Here is a 20,569-nt window from a genome sequence, read left to right as displayed (position 1 = left end):
GCGCGACCACCACGAAGGGGACAGGCACCTTTGTGGCGGTTTGGACCGGCTGAACGTGTGTGCATCGGGTGGTATCTAAGTTGAGATACCACTTCTGGTATATCAGCTTGCGCTTGCGTGAGTACAATACTCGAACGTTATACGTCTCAGCGCCCCTTGTGCGTGGACGTTTTGCAGTCACGCGAGCGAAGGGATTTATCCTATGTGCGGAATTGTCGGCTACACCGGCTCTGATATTGCAAAGAACATCCTTGTCACGGGCCTTAAGCGCATGGAATATCGCGGCTATGACTCCTCGGGCGTCGCACTCGAGGTGGGCGAGGGCACGGCGGCTCACCTCGACGTCATTCGCCGCGTGGGCAAGGTCGCGGGCCTGGAGAGCGAACTTACCAATGTCGACAGCGACGCCACCTGCGGCATCGGCCACACCCGCTGGGCTACCCACGGCAAGCCCTCCGTTGTCAACGCCCATCCCCACACCAGCTGCGACGGTCGCATCGCCATCGTCCACAACGGCATCATCGAGAACTTCGCCGAACTGCGTGAGGAGCTGGAGGGCCGCGGCCATCACTTTAAGAGCGAGACCGACACCGAGGTCTTTGCGCACTTGATCGAAGAGGCCTATGCCGAGACACACGACCTGATGGCTTCTGTGCGCGAGGCCTGCACCCACGTGGTGGGCGCCTATGGTTTGGCCGCCGTTTCTGCCGATGAGCCCGGCGTGATCGCCGTGGCCCGCAAGGACTCCCCGATTGTGGTCGGTGTCGGCGAAACCGGCTCCTACGTTGCCTCCGACGTGATCGCGCTTATCGATGCCACCCGCGATGTCGTGGTGCTCGAAGACGGTCAGTTTGCCAAGCTTACGCCCGCAGGCGTCGAGTATACCGACGAGGCTGGCAACGTGATTGAGCCCAAGCTTACCCATATCGACTGGGACCTGGATATGGCCGAAAAGGGCGGTTATCCCGACTTTATGCTTAAGGAGATCCATGAGCAGCCTCGCGTCGTGCGTGATACCCTGGTGGGCCGCATGACCCCCGCCGGTGAGCTCGATATCGACGAGCTGGGCCTTTCGCTCGAGGAGCTCAACGATATCGACCGCGTGTATGTGATTGCCTGCGGCACCAGCTACCATGCCGGACTTATCGCCAAGAACCTTATTGAGGGTTGGGCTCGTATTCCTACCGAGGTCGAGGCGGCAAGCGAGTTCCGCTATCGCAACCCCATCATCACGCCGACGACGCTTGTCGTGGCCGTGTCCCAGTCGGGCGAGACGGCCGACACCCTTGCCGCCATTCGCGATGCACGCATCAAGGGTGCCAAGGTCTTTGGCATCACCAACGTGCTGGGCAGCCCGGTGGCGCGCGAGAGCGACGGCGTTATCTACACCAAGGCCAACAAGGAGATTGCAGTTGCCTCGACCAAGAGCTTCATCGGTCAGGTCGTGAGCCTTACGCTTTTGGCCCTGCTGCTGGCGCAGGTTAAGTACCGTCTGACCACCAAGCAGGCGCGCATGCTGTTCCGCGAGCTTTCCGATACGGCCGAGCAGATCCAGTGGATCCTGGATACGCAGACCGAGGCCGTGCACGAGGCCGCGCTTGTCTGCAAGGACGCGCAGTCTGCACTGTTCGTGGGTCGCGGCATGGGCGCCGCCATTTCCTACGAGGGCGCGCTCAAGCTCAAGGAGGTCAGCTACCTGCATGCCGAGGCATATGCTGCCGGCGAGATGAAGCACGGCCCTATCGCGCTGATCGACCCGGGTTTCCCCGTTATCGCGGTTGCAACCAAGAGCGCAACATACGACAAGACGGTGTCGAACCTCATGGAGTGCAAGGCGCGCGGCGCCAAGGTCATCGTCGTTGCTACCGAGGGCGACGAGGAAATCAACAAGATCGCCGACTGCGTCATTCGCGTGCCGTCCGTCCGTGACGTATTCAGCCCCATCACGGCGAGCGTTCCGCTGCAGCTGCTCGCCCGCGAGGTTGCCATCCTGCGCGGTTGCGACGTTGACCAGCCCCGCAACCTGGCCAAGAGTGTCACAGTAGAGTAATCGAGTTCCTACGTCCTAACAACTAAGGCCCGGCTCCGTTGCGGCGGAGCCGGGCCTTGTTGCATCTGACCAGATAAAACCTGCCAAAATAAACCTGTCCCTTTTTGGCAGGTTAGCGGAGCTTGCTGGTCTCGAAGTACTCGGGATATTGGTCCAGGACTTCGGTCTGGTTGCGGAACATCATATGCAGGTGCTTGCTGACCAAAAAGCTTGCCTCGATAGGATCGCGACCGGCGATGGCGCGGCGGATTTGCTTGTGCTCGTTAACAATCTCCTGATTGTCGAGCGCCTGCGTAGCGGCGCGCAGCCAGCGGAAGCGCTCCAGGTCGGCATTGGTCGCCTCGAGCCACGACCACACGGTGCTGCGGCACGCGATGCTAAAGATCATGCGGTGCATGAGGTTGTCGCTTAAAAAGAAGCCGATGCGGTCCTCTTCGGCCATGGCTTTTTCCTGCAGCGCGATGGCTCGGTCGAGCTGCTCGATGGCTACCGAGGTGGCACGGGCGCAGCACTCCACAATCACCTGCTTTTCCAGGTGTTCGCGAATGTAGCAGGCACTCTCGGCAAGGGTGAGGTTGATGGGCGAGACATAGGTGCCGCTTTGGGGCACGGTGCGCACTAGGCCCTCTTGCGCCAGACGCACCAGTGCCTCGCGCACAGGGGTGCGCCCCATATCTAGGTCGTCGCAAAGCTGCTTGACGCCCAGCTTTTCGCCCGGCTTGTAGTCCAGGTAGACTATTTTACGTCGAATGGTGTGGTAGGACTGGTCCTGTAGGCTCGTTTCCTGCTCGCCGACGTGCATCGATTCTTCCATAGTGCCTCGCAACTGTTCTATCACACTCATATGTCAGTTGTTAATTATGCCGCGAATCAGCTCTCCGCGCTGGATAATTCGGTTGTTGCCCGAGAACTATTGTGGCATCTTAGTCTGTTTTTGCGTATGGCTGTGCTCGATGTTGCCGTATCATAAGCCGTCGCAAACGTGAAATAGAAAGAAGGAATCCCATATGCAACTGGTAAATATCGTACGCGAGCGCTGGAAGGGTGTCTTGTTCTGCCTGATCATCGCCATCCCTGCGTCGTTGCTCGGCAAACAGATTGAGGTGGTCGGTGGGCCGGTATTTGCCATCCTCTTTGGCATGGTTCTGGCGCTCGTCTTTCCCAAGAATCGTCGCGAACAGCTCGCCGCCGGCGTCACCTATACGTCTAAAAAAGTCTTGCAGTACGCGGTTATCCTGCTTGGCTTTGGCATGAACCTCTCGCAGATTCTGTCCAAAGGCGCCCAGTCGTTGCCGATTATCGTGGCTACGATCTTGACCTCGCTCGTCATCGCCTTTGTGCTCTGCCGCGTTATGAACGTGCCGGGCAAGATCGCGACGCTTGTGGGTGTGGGTTCGTCGATTTGCGGCGGTTCCGCCATCGCCGCGACCGCGCCTGTCATCGATGCCGACGATCGCGAGATTGCCCAGGCTATTTCGGTCATCTTCCTGTTTAACGTTATCGCGGCGCTCGTGTTTCCAACGCTTGGAGGCATGCTTGGGCTGACCAACGAGGGCTTTGGCCTGTTTGCCGGTACCGCTATCAACGACACCTCGTCTGTAACGGCTGCGGCGAGCGCCTGGGACAGTATGCATCCTGGCGCCAATGTGCTCGAGAGCGCTACGGTAGTCAAGCTCACCAGGACGCTGGCTATTATTCCCATCACGTTGGTCCTCGCATGCTGGCAGATGCATCTGGCGCGCAAGGCCGGCGGCGACGCCAAAAGCACGTTTTCCCTTAAGCGCGCGTTTCCCATGTTTGTGCTGTTCTTTGTGCTGGCGAGTGTGGTCACCACAGTGTTTCAGCTTCCCGCGTCCGTTACGGCGCCCATCAAGGAGCTGTCGAAGTTCTTTATCGTGATGGCCATGGCGGCTATTGGCTTTAATACCGATATCGTCGAGCTGGTCAAAAAAGGCGGCAAGCCCATCGCATTGGGCTTTTGCTGCTGGATTGGCATTGCGTGCATGGGTTTGGGAATGCAGCACGTGCTGGGAATCTGGTAGAGAAGTAGCCCATTTACGTGCTGGTTGCTGGTGGCCGCATCCTCGCGGTGGAGCGATAGGAGCTCTTGCGGGTATGGCTTGTCCGCAGGTTAATAGATCCCGAAGAGCTCTTATCGCCCCGCCAGGATGGCGATGCGGGGCAACACCTATACTCGCAGGACGGCGCTTTCTGCCCTATAGTGTTTGGTGAGCAATATCGTTCAATTTTGAAACACTCGGTCGTGCGACCGTCGGCGGTTGTACGTCGCAGCGGACAGGGGCAAATCATGGATAGCGATGCCAAGCTGAAGATCTTGAGCGATGCCCTAGCTGCTGCCGGGGCCTCGGCATTGGCAATCGATGCGCGTGGGGACGTCGCGATCTCGACCATGAATGACGCGGCGCTTGAGCGGGATGTGGCGGCTTTTGTCGCTGAGCGCCTCGACCGCATAGGAGACGGCGCGCGTCTGGTTATGGGGCGTGCGGGTACGCGCCTGAGCCTGACCGTTCGCCCCACCGATAAAGAGGGCGGGGGCCTTTGGGTCATCGTGGTCCGCGAGGTGCGCGCCGCCGCGGCGCATGCGGGCATCGAGTGGCTCAACGCCGACGAAGTTGAGGCCCGCTACGAATCGAGCGCGTACGGCATCGTCGAAGACGCGGCAGCGGTCGCTGCCCCCGTACGGGAGAGCTATGCGCGCGGAGTGCCCCTTATGCTCGAGGGCGAGCTGGGCGCGGGACAGGATCAGATTGCAAAACGCCTGTACCTGGATGGACCCTATGCCGATCAGCCCTTTGTGTCCGTTGCGCTCGATGAGCTTACGGATCGCGGTTGGCGCCATCTGCTCAAAAGTTCCGAATCGCCGCTATTCCAAACAGGGCTGACACTTTGCATGGGCGGCTGGCATGCCGTTGGCCCCCAACGCCTGCGCGAGCTCGTGTCCGCAATGATCGACACGGCGCTCGCAACTCGTTGCCATGTGGTGTTGACGGCAAACGACATGCCAGGCGGCGGCGAAAGCGATCAGGCTGCTTTTGTAACCGAGCGTCTGGCCTGTGCAGTGAGTGTGGCGCCGGCGATTGCCGAGCAGGGCGGCGCGTCGGAAAAGGTTGCACGCTATCTGGAGTATCTGGCAGATATGTTTGAGACGGCAACACCCGCTTTGTCGTCCGGGGCGGCAAAGACACTCGATGCCTATCGATGGCCCCGTAACTATCTACAGCTTCGTGAGGTTTCGGAACGACTTTATATATTAGTGAGGACGGGTGCAGCCGAGCGGGCGGTGGCGGAGGAGGTGCTCGCCCAGGAGGACGTTATCAAGACCGCGACCTTTGGTGCCCCGACGCTCGATAGCGATCTGTATATCTTGCGCCCACTGGCCGATACCGAGCGCGATATCGCACGGCTGGTCGTAGGCCACCTTCACGGCAACAGGACCCGAGCTGCCGAAGTGCTAGGCATAAGCCGTACGACCCTGTGGCGCCTGCTGAAGGACGACGACCGTTAAGCGAGGCGCCCGTGACCGCGCGCGGCGCGTGTGATACAGTCCAAAGCAGTATTGTTTCGACTGTGTTACGGCGTGCGGGGAGTATGGCGGAGACTTCAAAAACAAATCGGGTTCGAAAGCCCGCGGCGCCGGTCAACCGTCGCACGACTTCGCGGACGTGGGGCAAAAGCGCCTCGGGGTTTGATGGCTCGTTCAAGCGCGCTAAATATGGCTATCCTTCGGCAAGCGCCCGCTTGGCCATGCAGGCCGAGTCCTCGTTGTGGGGACGAAGGCGCGTGGTGGGCTCAAAGCTCAGGCACGATGGCACACTTGGCTACATTAGCCGCGGGGCGGCTCGCCGCAGCGGGCTCAATCCGGCTGGTTGGCATCGTTATGTTCCGATTGCGGTCGTCGTTGCAGTGATTGTCATCGCACTCGCTGCGCTTGGCTACGCCGGCGGCGGTGCGAGCCTGGACGCGATGTTCAAATCGTCCGAACTTGCACATGTTGGCACGGAGCTTGTAGAGGGTGCACAAGACCAGACGGGCGTCGCGCCCCAGCGCGGTATCGTTGCGGCGGCCTCCACCATCGCCGATGCGCAAAAGGACGAGGGCGAACAAGGCGATGGCGCCAAAGCGACTCGAACGAATGAAACGACGACAAATCCATCGGCAAGATAAGTTGCGAGTGGGGTAGCAAATTTGGGACGGGGCCTTTTAGCTGCCCAAGTGTCGAATGCCATCAGCAGCTCATTCGATGTCAGTCGCCAACAGCGAGCGGGCCGCATTTGCGCCAAGGTGACGTGAAATGAGAGGGCGTTGACCTTCTGGTCGCGCCCTCGAAATCGAACGTCAGATTGGCGTGAATACGGCTCGCGCAGCGTCAGCAGGTCCGCCGTTCGGTAGAACGGCGGAACAAATTACCTAACGTACACCACGTTGTCGCGGCGCGGCTTTGCCTCGGGTAGCGTGTCCTCGGCATAGCCCAGAATGCAGTTACCGACACCGCGCAGGCTGCCGTCGGCGGGCAGGCCCCAGCTGGCCAGCAGTTCCAGGCCCTCGGGCGAGTCAAAGACCTCATGCGCGCGATGAATCCAGCACGAATCGACACCCAGTGCATAGGCGGCGTTGAGCAAGTTGCCCATGGCGAGCGAGCCGTCTTCCAGATGTGTGGGCACGCTGCGGTCAACCAGCACCACCACAACGGTCTTGGCGCCATAGAAGGGGTCGCTGTTGCTGCCCATGACCTGGGCGTTGAGCTGTGAGAGACGCTCGACGGTCGCGGGGTCGGTGACGGCGACAAACGTCACCGGCTGGCGGCCCATGCCGCTCGGTGCATATTGGCCGGCTTCGATAATACGTGCAAGCTTTTCGGCCTCGACGGGACGATCGCTGTATTTGCGGCAGCTGCGGCGGTGAATGAGCGCTTCGATAGTCTCCATGGTGTCTCCTTGCGGTGGCGTTGCAGATGCCCCGTTCATACCCGTCGGGCTCAACGATAGACGGTCAATTGCCCGGCAAATGGATAGATTTCAATTGGGAAAGTAGGTTTGCATAAAAGTACCTTCAAAATGTGACAAACCAATGGGATGGTTAAACGTTTTATCCCGTCTGCCCTGCGGTTTTTACCACTTGCCTAAATGACGAACGCATAACCTCTGATAAAGGTTTTACTAAAGGAGTACCAACGTTTATCAACGCGCCGTGGTGCGCTGGGCCAGGAGGTAACTATCATGTTCCAGGCTGGAGATGTCGTCGAGACCGATTTCGAAGGATTTCTGAAGCTGCTGCGTTCCAAGACGCGCGCTTTTGTGACGATTGACGATCACGAGTACTACATCACGCACACCGATGGCTATTGGCGTGTTCAGGATTGCGAGGCCCTCAACGATAAGGGCCACTTTACTGACTGCTCCGAGCTGGTCAACACGCTCTGCGAGGTCGTCGAGCTGCCTTGGATCAGCGGCAAAAGCCTGCACGATAGCTTCTCGGGCGCTACGGTCTACGAGGCTGTTACCGCTTAACAGGCAATAAAACCCGATTTTCACGTGACCGCTGGCGCCGCCCCCGCGCCGGCGGTCTTTTTCTGCCGATAGGCCATAAAAGCGTAGGCATTTGCGGAGAACCTGTTGACGATAGTCAAAGCTCGGACTAATCTAGAGACACGAAATTGGTCAAAAATCGGACAATCGAATGGTGGGATAGATGAATAGTGCGGTTACGCCGGTCGACTTCGACCGGTTGCTCAATAGACTCGACCATATCTATTCGGAGTTCTCGCGCGCCTGCGGCCTTTCGGACTGCGCTTACTGGATGCTCGTCGATACCAGCACGGCAGGCGGCAGTATTGCCGTAAGCCGTCTGACAAGCGAATGGTTCTACAGCAAGCAGACCATCAACTCGGCAATTAAAACCTTGACGGCGCGGGGCTTCGCAACGTTGGAGTTTGCCGAAGGCAGCCGTAAGAACAAGGTTGTGCGTTTGACCGAAGCGGGCATGCGGTTTGCCGAGCAATATGCGCTGCCGGCGCAAGAAGCCGAGCAACAGGCTTTCGAAGTGCTCGAGCCCTGGGAACAGCGCGAAATCATGCGCCTAATCGAAAAATTTTCCCATGCGCTCGGCGATGAGTGCGATGTCTTTAAGCAGCATATCGCTGCCGAGAATCAAGGTGAGGGTGAGTCGTGCGACTGTTAATGAGGTTTTTGAAGCCCTATCGAGGGCTTGTCGCAGTGACGCTGCTGGCGCTGCTGGTGGATAACGTCGGTACGCTGTTGGTTCCCACGATGCTGGCGAACATGGTCAACACCGGCATTACCACGGGCGATGTCGACTACATCTTATGCAACGGCCTATACATGTTTATCGCGACGAGCATGGCTAGCGGCGGCACGGTGCTGGGCTGCTATCTTTCGGCGCGTCTGGCGGCTAACGTGGCCTGCGACATCCGCAATGCCGTCTACGACAAATCACTCGAGCTGTCTGCCAGCGATTTTGAGCGCTTTGGCACCGGATCGATGATCACGCGCTCACTCAACGACATCAACGTGATTCAACAGGCTGTCCTTCAGACGATTCAGCTGGTGCTGCCGGTGCCGTTCCTGGCGGTGGCGGGCATCATCTTCGCCTGGTTTATCGATCCGGCTATGGGCGTGCTTCTGGGCGTCGTGGTTGCGATCGTGCTGGTTGCGGCGGTCTTTACGGTTGCCAATGCGGCACCGATTTTTATGCGCCTACAGGGCTTTATCGACCGCATGAACGTGGTGCTGCGCGAGAATATTGTGGGCGTGCGCGTTATTCGTGCTTTTAATAAAGAGCATCACGAGGAGCGGCGCCTGGACGAGGTGTTTAGCGACTACGCCGCCAACGCCATAAAGGTCAACCACCTGTTTGTGGGCCTTGACAGCTCCAGCTTCTTTTTGATGAACATCGCCGAGGTGGCGGTGCTGTGGGTGGGCGGTAACCGGGTGGGCGCCCACGCCATGCAGATTGCGAGTATCTCGGCGGTGCTGGAGTATGCAATTCTGATCCTGTTCTTTGTGATGATGGCCCAGATGGTGGTGCTGACGCTTCCGCGTGCTGCCGCGTGCCTGAACCGTGCGCAGCAGGTGTTGGAGATTGAGCCGAGCATCGTGGACGGCGAGCGTACGCTGGGTGACGGGACGCCTGCCTCCGAGGACGATGCGGATGCTGTTGCCGTGTTCGACCACATGTCGTTTCGCTTTGACGACGCCGACGAGGACACCCTGTGCGACCTGAGCTTTGCCTGTCGTCGCGGTCAGACGACCGCGATTGTGGGCTCGACGGGCTCGGGCAAGTCGACGGTGGCAAAGCTTCTGCTGCGCTTCCACGATGCCACCAAGGGCGCCATTCGCCTGGACGGCATCGATCTGCGCGAGCTTTCGCAAGATGAGATTCGCGGGCGCATCGCCTATGTGCCGCAGAAGGCGTGGCTGTTCTCGGGCACCGTGGCAAGCAATCTGCGCTTTGGCAACGAGGACGCGACCGAGGCGGACATGCTTCATGCGCTGCAGGTTGCCCAGAGCACCTTTGTGCTCGATCAGCCGCAGGGGCTCGATACTCCGGTTGCCCAGGGCGGTACGAACTTTTCGGGCGGCCAGCGCCAGCGTCTGGCAATCGCCCGTGCGCTCATGAAGCATGCCGATCTGTATATCTTCGATGACAGCTTTTCGGCCCTGGACTTTAAAACCGATGCGGCCTTGCGCCATGCGCTGCAGGACGAGACGCGCGACGCCGCGGTGCTCATCATCGCGCAGCGCATCTCGACGATTTTGCATGCCGACCAGATTGTCGTGCTCAAGGATGGCGAGGTCGTGGGCCTGGGCGCGCACGAGGAACTTATGGAAACCTGCGAGGTGTACCGCGCCATCGCGGAATCGCAGATGAAGGGAGGTGAGTAGCATGACCGAGGAGCTCAAGAAGCAAGGCGGCGTTGATGACGACGCTGCCGCGGGGCTGGTCGAGGAAACGGCTGCCGCGTCGACCGAGCTGGATGCCGCCGCCAGGGCCGCGGCCGAGCGCGAGGCTCGTCGCCAGGCGCTGTACGAGGAAAACGAGCGTGCCGAGGACGAGCGCGCCCGTGCCGAGGCAGAGCGTATGCGCGACGTGGACGACGAAGAAGAGGACGAGACGCCCCGGGATACCTGGGCGACGGTGCGCCGCTTGTGGAGCGAGGCCGCCGGCGACCATTGGCGCTTCTATATTGTATTCGCGAGCATTGTGTTCTACGCCATCTTTAACACCGCCGCGCCGGCATATAGCGCTCATGTTATCGACGAGCTGTGGGGCCATATACAGGTGGCGTTTGCCAGCGGAACTACCTTCAGCATCACCTGGGACCAGTGCGGTAAGACCATCTTTGTCTACTTTTTGATCTGGACGGCCGCCGGATCGTTCTATGCGCTGCAGAGTTTTTTGATGTCGAGCGTCGCCGAGCGACTCAACCTGCGTCTGCGCAACCGCATCGCGCAGAAGCTCAGCCGCCTGCCGCTCGCCTACTTTGACGCGCATCGACCCGGCGAAGTGGTCAGCCGCGCGACCAACGACTTGGACAAGATGTCCGAGAGTATGCAGCGCGGATTGCTGCAGCTGCTGGTATCAATCGGTACCGTGACGGGTGCCATCATCATGATGTTCGTCTATAGCGTCAAGCTCACGTTGGTCTTTTTGGGCTTTACGGCGGTATCGCTGCTGGTGACCAAGGTGGTTTCGCGCCGAACGCATGATGTGACGGGCGAGCGTCAGGAGTGGGTGTCCAAAATCACGAGCGCGGTCGAGGAAGGCTATTCGGGCCGTTTGGTGATTCGCGCATTCAACCGCGAGCATCAGAGCTCTGCCGAGGTGCACGAGGCCTCGAGGGAGCTAGCGCGCGTGAGTACCAAGGCCGACTTTATGATCAATGCCGTCGGCCCTGCGGTTCGCTTTATCGGCCGTTTGGCGCAGATCGTGATCGCACTGGTGGGCTGCAGCATGCTGGTCGCCGGCCACATGACCGTCGGCGTGTTCCAGGCGTTCTTCCAGTTTATCTACGAGGCGTCCGAGCCCATGACGCAGCTGTCGTTTACCTTCAACTCGCTACAGAGCGCGCTGGCGAGTGCGGAGCGCGTGTTCGACCTGCTCGATGAGCCCGAGATGGAAGCCGATCCGCTGCCGGGCGAGGCCGCCAAGCTACCGGGTCGCGTGGAGGGCCGCGTCGCCTTTGAGCATGTGCGCTTTGGCTATTCGCCCGACAAGCCGCTCATGCGCGACGTGTCGTTTACCGCCGAGCCGGGTCAGAAGATCGCTGTGGTGGGAACCACGGGCGCGGGCAAGACCACGCTCATCAACCTGCTCATGCGCTTCTACGAGATCGACGGCGGGCGCATTACGCTCGACGGCGTGGACACGAGCTGTATGGACCGCGGCGAGCTGCGCCAGCAGTTTGGCATGGTGCTGCAGGACGCCTGGCTGTTTGACGGCACGATTGCCGAAAACATCGCCTACGGCTGTCCCGAGGCGACGCGCGACGAGATCGTGGCGGCTGCGCGCGCCGCGCAGGTCGACTTCTTTGTGCGCACCATGCCGCAGGGTTATGACACGCGGGTGGCAAACGATGCCGAGAGCATTAGCCAAGGGCAGCGTCAACTGCTGACCATCGCACGCGTGCTGCTCAACAACCCGGCGATTCTCATCCTGGACGAGGCGACGTCGAGCGTGGACACGCGTACCGAGCTCGCCATCGGCCGTGCTATGGATGCGCTTATGCGCGGGCGCACGAGTTTTGTGATCGCGCATCGCCTGTCGACGATCGTGGACGCCGACCTGATCTTGGTCATGGATCACGGCAACATTATCGAGCAGGGCACGCATAAGGAGTTGCTGGCTGCCGAGGGCGCCTACGCCGACCTCTATCTGAGCCAGTTCGCATAATGCGACATGGGGACGGCCCCCTTGTCGCATCGGAAATAAGGCGCGCCGGGGATAGATTCCCTGGCGCGCCTTTGCGCTGGCGTGAATGTTGTCATTGGCCGTCCGTGTCTAGCGTTCGTCCACAAGTTTGGCAACGAGGGCTTTGAGCTCGGCTACCTCTTGCTCGAGTTCTTTGACGCGGCGGGCGTTCTCGGTGATGCCCTGACGGTTGAGGGCGGACTGCTCGGCGGCATCGTCAGGCATGTACTCGCGGTGCTGCTTGGCGTCGAAGCTCTCCTCGAACACGCGGCAGCCGTTGCGCTTGATGATGCGTCCCGGTACGCCCACGACGGTGCAGTTGTCGGGCACGTCCTTGACGACAACCGAGTTGCCGCCGATTTTGACGTTGTTGCCGATGCGAATGTTGCCGAGCACCTTGGCGCCCGTGCCCACGGTGACGTTGTTGCCCAGGGTGGGGTGGCGCTTACCGGTTTCGTTGCCGGTGCCGCCAAGCGTGACGCCCTGGTAGAGCACGCAGTTGTCGCCCACGATGGTGGTTTCGCCGATGACGACGCCCATGGCGTGGTCGATAAAGAAATGCTTGCCGATCTGTGCAGCGGGATGAATCTCGACCCCGGTGATGTGGCGGGTGATTTGCGAGAGCACACGGGCGAGCGAGCGATGACCGTGCTCCCACAGCCAGTGCTCGGGCACGTGGTTCCACTTGGCGTGCAGGCCAGGATAGGAAAGGAAGATGACCAGACCGTTTTGCGCGGCGGGGTCCTGTGCCTGGACGGTCTTGATGTCCTCGCGAATGGTATTGATAAAGCTCACCGGCCGCCCTCCCTAAGCGCCATGGCAATGCGATTCAATAAAGTATAGCGATTCGCTAGGGATTAGGAAGAATAATCTTGGCGTCTTTGCATGACAGGTGTCAGTTATGCAAACTTGCTGGTAATGGAGTCATGCTTTTGTGGGGTTGCGCACGAGGGGGTACCGCAACCGTATACTGGTCAACTTGGACGTATCCGCGCCCACAACTGAGAGGTTTTACTTCATGGGTTTCATCAATTTTATCGCCGAGCTACTCAAAGACCCGCGCACCGCGATTGCCAGCTGGATCGCCGCCGGCCCGCTTATGGCCTACGGCTGCGTGTTCCTCATTATCTTCGTTGAGACAGGCGTGGTGTTCTTCCCGTTCCTTCCCGGCGATTCACTGCTGTTTGCTTCGGGCTTCTTTGCCCATAACGGTGGCTTTAACATCGTGGCCCTGCTGGCCGTAGCATGGGCCGCTGCCATCCTGGGAGACCAGTGCAACTTTATGATCGGTCACTTCTTTGGCAAAAAGATCATCGCTTCGGGCAAGGTCAAGGCCATGACGCCCGAGCGTATCAAAAAGTCCGAGGACTTCTTGGACAAGTGGGGTCACCTGGCCATCTTCCTCGGCCGCTTCTTCCCGTTTATCCGCACCTTTGTGCCCTTCATTGCCGGCATGGGCGGCATGCACTGGCGCAACTTTGTCATCTACAACGTGCTGGGCGGCATTACCTGGTCGACGGTCTTTACACTGCTGGGCTACTTCTTTGGCGGCATCCCCTTTGTGCAGGAGCACTTTGAGTTGCTGATCATTGGCATCGTAGCCGTGTCGATCATCCCGACTGTAGTCGGCCTGGTTAAGGCTAAGCTGGGCAAACAGAACGCGTAGGCGTCTAAAACCGATTGGTGCAAAAAGACCCGCCACTTGGATGACGGGTCTTTTTTGTTGTGGGAGCGATATGTGGCGTTGAGTGCGAGGCTATTGGACCTCGCTCAACTTCTGCAGCACACGCCCTTGTACCTCAAGGTAATAGGCCTGGTCCTCGGCGGAAAGCGAGCTTTCATCGACGCTGTCAAATTTCTGCGACCACTCGCTGTACTGCTGCATCATCGATCCGTAGTCGGCAAGCATCGATGCGGTGTCGTCTGAATTCTCGTACTTTTTCATGAACTCGACGTAGCTGTTCATAAACTGCTCGTAGCCGTCCATCATGGCACGGAAATCGGACGAGGATGTGGCTGGGGCGGATTCGGCCTGTGACCCAGTGGCTACCGCATCGGTGTCGTCGGCCGCGTCTGCCTGTTCGCTGTTGTCCTGCGGCTTCTCGAGCTCGATGTCGAGGGACTTTGAGCTGCTGTAGTAGGACAAGGTCAGTTTTGCTCCGCTGGGTGCCGTTGCCTCAAAATCATCGGTGCCTTCGCCCGAGAAATCGGTATAGCCAGCTTCTTTGCAAGCTTCGACGTAGCTATCGTAGTCTGCTTGTGAGACCTCTTTCAGCGTTGCCGAGAAAGATTCGGAGCTGTTCTCGTATATCTCGCCCTTGTTTGTCTTGGGCTTGGGCAGTTCGGTCGCGAGACCGCTGCTGGGCCAGGTGAATGTTTCGACGGTTTTTGAGGGGCTCGAAGAACTGCAGCCGCCCACACACGAGCTGATACGTGCCACGATAATCAGGATAACAAGCACCGCCAGAACGATCGGCCATTTCTTCTTGCCTTTGGGCGGCTTGCCGTCAGGCGCCGACACCGTTTGGGGGACGCCATTATCCCTGCTGCCCGAAGCTTCCCAATCCATAGTATTTCCTTCCCTTGATATGGATGACACTGCTTCGAATTGTGGCTGTGGGCTGCGGGGATTTCATCAGCTGCCAACTGAATCTGGTGAGAAATTCAGTTGGCAGCTGATGAAATTATTTGCCCGGTGTTTAGGATGGGAGGAAAACGTTGGACGGGGGATGGCGGCGTGGACGAGTACAATCTGGCACCCGGCGAACTCATCATCATGCAGACCTCGAATGTACGCTTGGGCGTTGGCTCTGGTAGCGAGGCTCTCGATGAGATCGTGCTTACAAATATGAATCTAATCTTGGTCGCAACGGTCTCCGAGGGGCTGTTTAAAACCCGGCGCTACCTCAAGCGCTGCCCGCTCGATTCGATTCTGTGCTCGACGGATGTCCCCCAGGCTATCGCCGCACGCGTGAATAGTACGCCGGTGCTGCGAGTCGCATTTTCGGAGGAGACCGTTACGGTGAGCTTTCCCGAAGGCGGCAAGCGCCTTGCCGACCGTTGGGCCGAAAGCGTGCGCCGCGCGGCGGCGGGCAACATCGATGCCATTGATACCTCGGAGCTTCCCTCGGGCACTGCGGCAGAGATTGCAGATTTTGTAGACGGTGCCGTGGGCGTTGTCGGGGCAGTTGGCGACTCCATTGGCAGTGCCTTGGGTGCTTCTCTGAAGGTGCAAAAGCCTCATGCCGAGAAGATGGCCGCAAAGGTGACAGCAAAGTGTCCCGGATGCCATGCGCCCGTCGCGGGACGCAAAGGCCAAGGCGTTGTTTGTTCGTACTGCGATACCAAGTTTGTGCTGTAGGGTGAGGTAATCGTGGGTATTGTAAATGTTGCGATTGACTCGCTTGGCGGCGTCCTTGCCGATCAATGGAAAGATATTGTCACTGCCAGTCATTTTGACGAGCACGTTGTTGTCGCTCCGGGGGTGCGTAAGGTTGGGCAAAACGGGCGTGGCGGAAACTACGGATCGAGTGATGTTCTGTCCAACGGCTCGCTCATTTTTGTTCCCGAGAACACCGCGGCGTTTATTTTTAGTCAGGCGGGCATCGAGCAAGTTATAACGGAACCGGGCGGTTTTGAGTATCGCGACGGCGAAGCGTCGCTTTTTGATGACCACGACCGTGAGGAGCAAGGCGTCCTCAAAATGGTCCTCGGACAGGCGGCGCGTCGTGTCGGCTATGCGGGTATGTCACCTTCGCAGAAGCGTGTGGCGTTTGTCAATCTGCGCGAAATCCGCGGCATCAGGTTTGGCACGCGTGGACCGCTTGCGTATAACGACTTGTTTTACGGCGCGGATCTTGAGGTCTTCGCGTATGGTCAGCTGTCGCTGCAGGTAGTGGATGCCGAGCGTTTTATCAGGAATTTTCTTCCTGCGAACGTCTATAGCTATTCGTTTGACGACCCGCGCGCACGGAGCATGCTGATTGCAGAGTTTCTGGCTTCGCTCATCGTGGCCACGAATGCCTTGTCGTCCGAGGTCCGAATTTCGCAGCTGCCGTCACACGTCAACGAAATTCGCCATATGATCCTGGACGAGGGCGATAACGCGGGGTCATGGCAAGATCGCTTTGGCATCAAGCTTGTGCAAGTCGCCATCGAAAACATTGAATTCTCCGATGAGTCGCGCGAGCTTATCAAGAGCTATGCGAAAAAGAAGCTGGATGTTAGCGCTTACGAGGGGGTTTCTAAGCAGGCAGCCGATGTGGCGGCTCAGCAGATGATTGCCGAGGGCGTACGCGAGAACGGGTTTGGCGCCGCGGGCGGCATGGTGCTCGGCATGGGGCTGGCGGGAATGCTCAACCCCCGCAACGCTTCTGTAGAAGGCGGCGCGGGCGCGGTCTGTACGCCGGATACGACGGAGCCCAAGGAGGCGCCAGGGGGTGGTGCCGAGTCCGCGCGGACGCTTGAGGATCAAATAGAGGCCGTTAAGAAATTCAAAGAGCTTCTCGATGCCGGGATTTTGACGCAAGAGGAGTTTGATGCCAAGAAGCGTGAGATTTTAGGGCTGTAGAAGTATGGAAGGGCCGGCGCGATGCCGGTCCTTCTTTGTGCTGCGGAATTATTCGAGGTGCCCTCCGGTTCTACCACTGGGCGGCGTAGATATCGCAGCTTGCGTGCGTGGGCGGATTGTGGACATCGACCGAAACGGGGGTCGTGGAACCGACGGCGGGGCAGTCGGAAAAGTTGTTATAGCCAGCAACGATGTTGCCCTGCTTGTCGCGCAGGATGGCCGATAGGAACACCTGGGTCTTATCAAAGCCGCTCGGGGCGCTTTGGAGTTTGAGCTTTGCCAAGAATGACTGCATGCCGTCTGTCCCAGCGGATTCGGTACTATCGAAAATTTCGTACACCGGCGCTTCGGTGGCGGTGGCAAGCGCAACGCCGCTGGGTGTGACTGCCTCGAACTCAACGCGCGCGGGAGCGGTGCCATTTCCCGTCTGATCGCCAAAGTAGACGGTCTGGCCGGGCTCGATGGCGCTGTAGGTTTTCTCATCCGTAAAGATCAGGTTATCGTCCGCATCGTATCCGGAGACCTTAATGGTGGGAAATGCGATAGCGGCAGGGCCGTCGGAGTTTTTAAGGCCGATGCCAAAATGGACGTACCCGTGCCCATCAACCGACCAGCCTGATTCCGCGATCGAGAGCTCGGCGGATAAACGGTTGGCATTGCTTGCCGTATTTGCTTTTTTGGATGTCGAAACGCCATCAGACTGGCCGGCTTGCGATGGGGACGTGGGCCCGTTGTTGCTTTCTCGGTCGGCGTGGAATGTCGAGATGGCAATCGCGCCGACTGCCATCAGCCCGGCAAGCATCGCGGTGACGAGTGTCAGTTTTAGCAACAGGCCGCCAAAGGTCCGCGTCCTGCTTTTGCCTGGGTTGCGCTTAGGCGCATGCGTACCCGCCGCCATTTGGGCATGGTCGACCTGCCCATCTGTGCCAGAAGATGCCCTGTCGTTTCCCGGTCGAGACGAGCCGGCGAGCACTTCTGCCATCTCGGTCGCAGACTGAAATCGCGCGCTTGGCTCAAACGAGCAGGCACGCGTGATGGCATGGGCGAGCGTCGCGGGTGCATTATCAAGATTCTTCTTAAGAATTTGCTCGTAAGCCTCGTCATCGGGACGGACACCCGTAAGCGCAAAGCCAAGAACGCGTCCGATGGAGTAGACATCACTTCGCGCATCGGTCTGGGCAAAGCCGTATTGTTCGGGCGAGGCGAACCCCCAAGTTCCGAGGGAAGTCGTGTCCTTGCTTGCCCCTTCGACGCGCATGCGGGCAATACCGAGGTCGATGAGGTGCGCGCCGTTCGCGGCAACCACGATATTGTTGGGGGAAATGTCACGGTGGACGATGCCATGTCTGTGGAGCTCCTCGGCCGCCTCGCAAAGCTCGATGCCAAGCGATGTCGTCTCTTCCGGCGTCAACGGCCCATCGGTTTCGATAACTTTGGAAAGCGACCGACCCGGCACAAAGTCGTAGACGACAACAAAGTGCTCGGGTAGTTCGTAGGTCGCCTCGACGCGGGGAAGGCGGGGCGAGCTGCATTCTGTGAGTGCCGACCATACATTGCGGCGGGCAAGCTCCTGTCGAATCTTCTTTCGCACGAAGGGACCGGCTCCGTCAATCGTGACGAGTTCGGTAATGCCGTCTTCGCCGCGTGCGAGCACCTGCTCGACGCGATAGGTGTCGTCAAGGCTCATGGCATGCATGAGCTGGTTGTCGTTCAAGCCGTCCTCCCTTCATGGTAGCTGGGCAAATGCCCCAAAAATAATATGCCAACGATTGTTCTGTTTGTTCAGTTGGCAACTGAATCGCGTATGGAGCCGATAGAGCCGCGGGGCTCGCTCGGACGTGGGCGTCTATTTGAGCGGGTTGGTTCCCAGAAGCGTTTTTTCACCCAGGCGGTAGAGCTCGTCGTCGGTGCACGCTCGGCTCATGCCGCGTTCGATGCACCAGATGACGATGGCGTCGCGGCGATCCTTGCACCAAAGCTCGGCGACGCTATCGAGTCTCAGAAGGCGCTGCGTCTCTCGAAGCGTGCAGCCGATACCGAGTGCCAACATGATGGCGTGGTCGCGGCCGGGGCGGCTTTTGCCGGCAAAGATGTCGTACACAACGGTCGGGTTAAGGCCCGAGTTGCGTGCGACGTCCGAGCGCTTGATGCGGCGCTCGTCGATGAGGCAGCGCAAGTACGAGGGAAGCGTTTGGTCGACGGTTTCGCCTTCGTCCAGATAGGCGTCGATGCTCGAACTGGCCAACAGCCGCTTGAGCAGGTCTTCCGTCAAGTGTTCGCGTTTGTTCTGAGTTGCCAAGGGGGCTCCAATCATCGTCTCGACTTAGAGTATATCGATAGGGCGGTCGCGGGGCGCATGGGGCGAGTGGACGCCGCGGCTTGGAGGACGCCTATTTACCCTGGTGAATTCCGAAGCAAATGAAAATACTTTACTTAGTTAAAGAAAAACGTTTTATCCGACGCGCGCGGGGAGTACAATCTCGTCCATGCGAATCGACGTGCCATCGGCTTCGATGTTGCCCGCGTGTCCCGTCCGGCTCTACGCTCCGGGCGTGCGACGTTGCGACACGGTCGGCCTCGGTCCTTGCGTGCGGGTTCGCGAGTATGCAACTGTGTATGTAAGGAGCGACATATGACTGTCGAGAAGAAGGATATCGATTGGGGTAGCCTCGGCTTTGGCTACATGAAGACCGATTACAGCTACGAGGCTCATTGGAAGGATGGCGAGTGGGACGAGGGCGGCCTGACCACCGACCACACCATGCATGTCTCCGAGTGCGGCGGCATCTTCCATTACTGCCAGGAGGTCTTTGAGGGCCTGAAGGCCTACACCGCCGAGGATGGCAGCATCGTCTGCTTCCGTCCCGACATGAACGCTGAGCGCATGTATAACTCTGCCCAGCGCCTCGAGATGCCCCCGTTCCCCAAGGACAAGTTCGTTGAGGCCGTCAAGCAGGTCGTTTCTGCCAATGCTGCCTGGGTTCCGCCTTTCGGCTCCGGTGCGACCCTGTACGTGCGTCCGTTTATGATTGGCTCTGGTGACGTGATTGGCGTGGCTCCTGCTCCTGAGTACACGTTCCGCATTCTCGTGACTCCGGTCGGTCCGTACTTTAAGGGCGGCCTTAAGCCCGTTAAGCTGCGCGTTTCCGAGTATGACCGTGCAGCCCCGCATGGCACCGGCAACATCAAGGCCGGCCTGAACTACGCCATGTCCCTTAAGCCCACGATGGAGGCCCATCGCGAGGGCTATGCCGAGAACCTGTATCTTGACTCCGAGTCTCGCACCTATGTCGAGGAGACCGGTGGCGCCAACGTCCTGTTCGTGAAAGAGGACGGCACCCTCGTCGTTCCGCAGTCGCACACCGACTCGATCCTGCCCTCCATCACCCGGCGCTCGCTCGTTCAGGTTGCTCAGGACCTGGGCATGACCGTTGATCAGCGTCCCGTCGAGTGGGCCGAGGTCAAGGCCGGCACCTTTGTCGAGTGCGGTCTGTGCGGCACCGCTGCTGTTATCTCCCCGGTCGGCGAGATTGACAACAAGGTTTATGGTGCCGACGAGACCGTGACCTTCCCGGCTGGCTGCACCGAGATCGGCCCTGTTATGAAGAAACTTCGCGAGACCCTGACTGGTATTCAGTCTGGTGCTGTTGAGGATAAGCACAACTGGGTTTACACTGTCGCGTAAGCTGTCTTGTATGTTCGGCCCGAGGGCGACCTTCCTTTCCGGCGCGTCCTCGGACATGAAAGAACCCCCGCTACGCACTACGTGAACTGCCTCCCATTTCTTGGACACGAGAAATGGGAGGCTTTTTATGCGAGTCGACTTGAGGGTGAAGCACGACATCGAGGCCAGGAAGGCGGCGATCGGGCTCTTCGAGCGAGGCCACGGTTCCGAGTCGGCGGCGAAGGCGCTGTCGGTCCCGCGCGACACCGTGAGACAATGGCTCTACGTATACCGGTCGTTCGGAAGCGAGGTGCTGCTATCCATGGACGGCAAGCAG

At 59.2% G+C, this 20,569-nt stretch carries 19 protein-coding genes; 13 read left to right on the top strand and 6 right to left on the bottom strand.

What is annotated here, in order from left to right; translation table 11 throughout:
* The first annotated feature begins 202 nt into the window (after positions 1-202).
* The gene (gene glmS, locus ACTQV3_RS07370; protein WP_441016615.1) at positions 203-2,050 is read left to right on the top strand and encodes a glutamine--fructose-6-phosphate transaminase (isomerizing); all 1,848 of its coding nucleotides are present in this window, start codon (positions 203-205) and stop codon (positions 2,048-2,050) included.
* 112 nt (positions 2,051-2,162) lie between these two features.
* On the opposite strand, the gene ACTQV3_RS07365 is transcribed toward glmS, so the two are convergent.
* Positions 2,163-2,864 carry a GntR family transcriptional regulator gene (locus ACTQV3_RS07365; protein ID WP_441016618.1) on the bottom strand — a complete coding sequence of 234 codons (702 nt, stop codon included), beginning with the start codon at positions 2,862-2,864 and terminating at the stop codon, positions 2,163-2,165.
* 193 nt (positions 2,865-3,057) lie between these two features.
* Here ACTQV3_RS07365 and ACTQV3_RS07360 point away from each other — a divergent pair, with 193 nt between their 5' ends.
* From ACTQV3_RS07360 to ACTQV3_RS07350, 3 genes are all read left to right on the top strand, one after another.
* Entirely contained in the window at positions 3,058-4,092 is a 1,035-nt protein-coding gene (locus ACTQV3_RS07360) for a YeiH family protein (protein WP_427719780.1), read from the top strand.
* 266 nt (positions 4,093-4,358) lie between these two features.
* Entirely contained in the window at positions 4,359-5,576 is a 1,218-nt protein-coding gene (locus ACTQV3_RS07355; RefSeq protein ID WP_441067917.1) for a helix-turn-helix domain-containing protein, read from the top strand.
* Between the two features lie 83 nt (positions 5,577-5,659).
* On the top strand, positions 5,660-6,235 hold the full coding sequence (locus ACTQV3_RS07350) for a hypothetical protein (RefSeq protein WP_441067915.1): 576 nt from the start codon (positions 5,660-5,662) through the stop codon (positions 6,233-6,235).
* A 239-nt stretch (positions 6,236-6,474) separates the two neighbouring features.
* On the opposite strand, the gene ACTQV3_RS07345 is transcribed toward ACTQV3_RS07350, so the two are convergent.
* Positions 6,475-6,996, bottom strand: a complete 522-nt coding sequence (locus tag ACTQV3_RS07345) for a nitroreductase family protein (RefSeq protein WP_441016630.1) — start codon at positions 6,994-6,996, stop codon at positions 6,475-6,477.
* A gap of 291 nt (positions 6,997-7,287) precedes the next feature.
* Here ACTQV3_RS07345 and ACTQV3_RS07340 point away from each other — a divergent pair, with 291 nt between their 5' ends.
* The 4 genes from ACTQV3_RS07340 (at position 7,288) to ACTQV3_RS07325 (ending at position 11,980) form a co-directional block, all read left to right on the top strand.
* A complete protein-coding gene (locus ACTQV3_RS07340; RefSeq protein WP_441067913.1) occupies positions 7,288-7,578 on the top strand; it encodes a CDP-alcohol phosphatidyltransferase in 291 nt (96 codons plus the stop codon).
* 181 nt (positions 7,579-7,759) lie between these two features.
* Positions 7,760-8,248 (top strand): MarR family winged helix-turn-helix transcriptional regulator, encoded by a 489-nt coding sequence (locus ACTQV3_RS07335; RefSeq protein WP_441041392.1) that lies wholly within the window; start codon positions 7,760-7,762, stop codon positions 8,246-8,248.
* Positions 8,248-9,972, top strand: coding sequence for an ABC transporter ATP-binding protein (locus ACTQV3_RS07330; RefSeq protein ID WP_427728840.1), 1,725 nt, complete (start codon positions 8,248-8,250; stop codon positions 9,970-9,972). Before ACTQV3_RS07335 ends, ACTQV3_RS07330 begins: the two co-directional genes overlap by 1 nt.
* Before the next feature lies 1 nt (position 9,973).
* On the top strand, positions 9,974-11,980 hold the full coding sequence (locus ACTQV3_RS07325; protein ID WP_441067911.1) for an ABC transporter ATP-binding protein: 2,007 nt from the start codon (positions 9,974-9,976) through the stop codon (positions 11,978-11,980).
* A 108-nt stretch (positions 11,981-12,088) separates the two neighbouring features.
* Here ACTQV3_RS07325 and cysE read toward each other — a convergent pair whose 3' ends face one another.
* On the bottom strand, positions 12,089-12,793 hold the full coding sequence (cysE, locus tag ACTQV3_RS07320) for a serine O-acetyltransferase (RefSeq protein WP_441016642.1): 705 nt from the start codon (positions 12,791-12,793) through the stop codon (positions 12,089-12,091).
* A 223-nt stretch (positions 12,794-13,016) separates the two neighbouring features.
* Between cysE and ACTQV3_RS07315 the strand changes: the two genes are divergently transcribed.
* Positions 13,017-13,664, top strand: coding sequence for a VTT domain-containing protein (locus ACTQV3_RS07315; protein WP_154517831.1), 648 nt, complete (start codon positions 13,017-13,019; stop codon positions 13,662-13,664).
* Between the two features lie 90 nt (positions 13,665-13,754).
* Here ACTQV3_RS07315 and ACTQV3_RS07310 read toward each other — a convergent pair whose 3' ends face one another.
* Positions 13,755-14,567 (bottom strand): DUF6591 domain-containing protein, encoded by an 813-nt coding sequence (locus tag ACTQV3_RS07310; protein ID WP_441067909.1) that lies wholly within the window; start codon positions 14,565-14,567, stop codon positions 13,755-13,757.
* A 168-nt stretch (positions 14,568-14,735) separates the two neighbouring features.
* Here ACTQV3_RS07310 and ACTQV3_RS07305 point away from each other — a divergent pair, with 168 nt between their 5' ends.
* Positions 14,736-15,359 carry a hypothetical protein gene (locus tag ACTQV3_RS07305; RefSeq protein WP_441067907.1) on the top strand — a complete coding sequence of 208 codons (624 nt, stop codon included), beginning with the start codon at positions 14,736-14,738 and terminating at the stop codon, positions 15,357-15,359.
* 12 nt (positions 15,360-15,371) lie between these two features.
* Complete coding sequence (locus ACTQV3_RS07300) at positions 15,372-16,568, top strand: SPFH domain-containing protein (RefSeq protein ID WP_441067905.1); 1,197 nt, start codon at positions 15,372-15,374, stop codon at positions 16,566-16,568.
* A 70-nt stretch (positions 16,569-16,638) separates the two neighbouring features.
* Here ACTQV3_RS07300 and ACTQV3_RS07295 read toward each other — a convergent pair whose 3' ends face one another.
* The gene (locus ACTQV3_RS07295) at positions 16,639-18,282 is read right to left on the bottom strand and encodes a serine/threonine-protein kinase (protein WP_441067903.1); all 1,644 of its coding nucleotides are present in this window, start codon (positions 18,280-18,282) and stop codon (positions 16,639-16,641) included.
* 132 nt (positions 18,283-18,414) lie between these two features.
* The gene (locus ACTQV3_RS07290) at positions 18,415-18,867 is read right to left on the bottom strand and encodes a helix-turn-helix domain-containing protein (RefSeq protein WP_138340479.1); all 453 of its coding nucleotides are present in this window, start codon (positions 18,865-18,867) and stop codon (positions 18,415-18,417) included.
* 333 nt (positions 18,868-19,200) lie between these two features.
* Here ACTQV3_RS07290 and ACTQV3_RS07285 point away from each other — a divergent pair, with 333 nt between their 5' ends.
* Together ACTQV3_RS07285 and ACTQV3_RS07280 are read left to right on the top strand one after the other, a co-directional pair.
* The gene (locus ACTQV3_RS07285) at positions 19,201-20,253 is read left to right on the top strand and encodes a branched-chain amino acid aminotransferase (RefSeq protein ID WP_427728837.1); all 1,053 of its coding nucleotides are present in this window, start codon (positions 19,201-19,203) and stop codon (positions 20,251-20,253) included.
* 127 nt (positions 20,254-20,380) lie between these two features.
* Positions 20,381-20,569 (top strand): helix-turn-helix domain-containing protein (locus ACTQV3_RS07280; RefSeq protein ID WP_441549896.1); only part of this gene is annotated, 189 nt, incomplete at its 3' end.

The sequence above is a fragment of the Collinsella sp. LCP19S3_A7 genome (assembly GCF_052121995.1).
Lineage (GTDB): Bacteria > Actinomycetota > Coriobacteriia > Coriobacteriales > Coriobacteriaceae > Collinsella.
This window is presented reverse-complemented; position numbering and strand designations above follow the sequence as displayed.

Coding starts and splice junctions, on each gene's coding strand:
- ACTQV3_RS07335 (WP_441041392.1), top strand. CDS start 7,760: ATGAATAGTGCGGTTACGCCGGTCGACTTCGACCGGTTGCTCAATAGA.
- ACTQV3_RS07310 (WP_441067909.1), bottom strand. CDS start 14,567: ATGGATTGGGAAGCTTCGGGCAGCAGGGATAATGGCGTCCCCCAAACG.
- ACTQV3_RS07365 (WP_441016618.1), bottom strand. CDS start 2,864: ATGGAAGAATCGATGCACGTCGGCGAGCAGGAAACGAGCCTACAGGAC.
- glmS (WP_441016615.1), top strand. CDS start 203: ATGTGCGGAATTGTCGGCTACACCGGCTCTGATATTGCAAAGAACATC.
- ACTQV3_RS07285 (WP_427728837.1), top strand. CDS start 19,201: ATGACTGTCGAGAAGAAGGATATCGATTGGGGTAGCCTCGGCTTTGGC.
- ACTQV3_RS07330 (WP_427728840.1), top strand. CDS start 8,248: ATGAGGTTTTTGAAGCCCTATCGAGGGCTTGTCGCAGTGACGCTGCTG.
- ACTQV3_RS07315 (WP_154517831.1), top strand. CDS start 13,017: ATGGGTTTCATCAATTTTATCGCCGAGCTACTCAAAGACCCGCGCACC.
- ACTQV3_RS07340 (WP_441067913.1), top strand. CDS start 7,288: ATGTTCCAGGCTGGAGATGTCGTCGAGACCGATTTCGAAGGATTTCTG.
- ACTQV3_RS07325 (WP_441067911.1), top strand. CDS start 9,974: ATGACCGAGGAGCTCAAGAAGCAAGGCGGCGTTGATGACGACGCTGCC.
- ACTQV3_RS07360 (WP_427719780.1), top strand. CDS start 3,058: ATGCAACTGGTAAATATCGTACGCGAGCGCTGGAAGGGTGTCTTGTTC.
- ACTQV3_RS07355 (WP_441067917.1), top strand. CDS start 4,359: ATGGATAGCGATGCCAAGCTGAAGATCTTGAGCGATGCCCTAGCTGCT.
- ACTQV3_RS07350 (WP_441067915.1), top strand. CDS start 5,660: ATGGCGGAGACTTCAAAAACAAATCGGGTTCGAAAGCCCGCGGCGCCG.
- ACTQV3_RS07345 (WP_441016630.1), bottom strand. CDS start 6,996: ATGGAGACTATCGAAGCGCTCATTCACCGCCGCAGCTGCCGCAAATAC.